This is a genomic window from Streptosporangium sp. NPDC000509, from assembly GCF_042898365.1.
Classification (GTDB): Bacteria; Actinomycetota; Actinomycetes; order Streptosporangiales; family Streptosporangiaceae; genus Streptosporangium.
On sequence record NZ_JBIAYX010000046.1, the window covers coordinates 1 to 1,343 of the forward strand.

General features: G+C 69.2%; 2 protein-coding genes. Both read right to left on the reverse strand.

The features are described 5' to 3' along the window. A partial coding sequence (tnpB, locus tag ACFY3D_RS39485; protein ID WP_389989644.1) for an IS607 family element RNA-guided endonuclease TnpB occupies positions 1–823 on the reverse strand: 823 nt, incomplete at its 3' end. A 13-nt stretch (positions 824–836) separates the two neighbouring features. Further along, positions 837–1,343 (reverse strand): IS607 family transposase (locus ACFY3D_RS39490; protein WP_389989646.1); only part of this gene is annotated, 507 nt, incomplete at its 5' end.

Genomic DNA, 1,343 nt, shown 5'->3' on the forward strand with positions numbered 1-1,343 from the left:
GGTCGGGTCCTTGACGGCGGGAGACACGGCGAGACAGGCGCCGCAGACGCTTCACAGCGCCCTCCAGGTGGGCGGGGTTGGGCTCATAGCGCACCTCACCGGCGCCCTCGGCGAGTACGGCGAGGTGCTTGACGCCCAGGTCCACACCCACGACGGCCTCCGGCCGCGCGGCAACGCTCGCGGCGCGCTGGACCTCGACCTGGAAGGACACCAGCCAGCGTCCACGCTCGTGCCGGACGGTGGCCGACAGGATGCGGGCACTGCCGGCGCTCAGCCGCCGATGGAGTTTGCGGGTGGACTCATGGGTGCGGATCGCACCCAGCCGGGGCAGCGTGACGTGACGACGGTCGTCTTCCAGGCGGATGGTGCCGGTGGTGAACTTCACCGACAGGGCGGCCGTGCGCTTGGAGCGGAAGGCCGGAAACCCCATCTTCGGGCCCTTGCGCTTACCGTTCTTGGAATCGCTCCAGTTCTTCAACGCGACGGCGAGGCGTTCCAGCCCGCTGTTGTAGGCCTCTTTGGAGTTTTCCCGCCACCACGGCGCGACCTGCTCTTTGGCGGTGTTCCAGGCTTTGCGCAGCGAGTACATCGACCACGACAGCGGCGGGGTCAACTGTTCGTCGGGGATGTCGTAGCTGCGTTCGGCCTCTCGCTGGCCGAGGTTGGCCTTGATGAGGGCCAGGCCCCAGTTGAACGCCACCCGCGCCGCACCGCAGTGCGAGGCCAGAGCGCGGGCCTGGCCCGCGTTCGGGTCGAGAGCGAAACGGTAGGCCTGCACCACGAAACCGCTCCGCGCCTGGAACTTGGCCTGGAACTTCGCCATCGGTCACCGGCCCCTACGCCGATACGCCGGCGTCTGTTGCGGCCGATACGGCGAGTTCGGCGCGCCGCTTGGCCGAGCGCCGCCCGTACAGGCGCGCGCACATGGAGGTCAATACCTCGGTCATGTCCCGGACCAGGTCATCGGCGCTCTCCTGCGGTTGCAGGTGTTCGACGCCGAAGCGGGCCAGACGGTCGCGGTGCTCGACCACTATCACCGCCGCGGTCGGATCGGCGAGGAGGCGGTGCAGCTTGCGGCGTGTGTCGTTCAGCCCGGATCCGATCTCCTTAACCACCTCGCCGACGGCCAGGCCCAGAGCGTTGGCGCCCTCGACGACCCGTACGGCCTGCCGGTCCAGATCGCCCTTCTGATCGCCGGACGACACCCGGCAGTAGGCGACCACCCGGCCAACGGTAGCGGCGGGCTCTTCGACGATCCACGTGCCGGAGGGCGCCTGGTGGACGGCGACGGGCATCTTGCCGCTCTTCACCCACCGCCAGGCGGTCTGATAGCTCACGCCCTG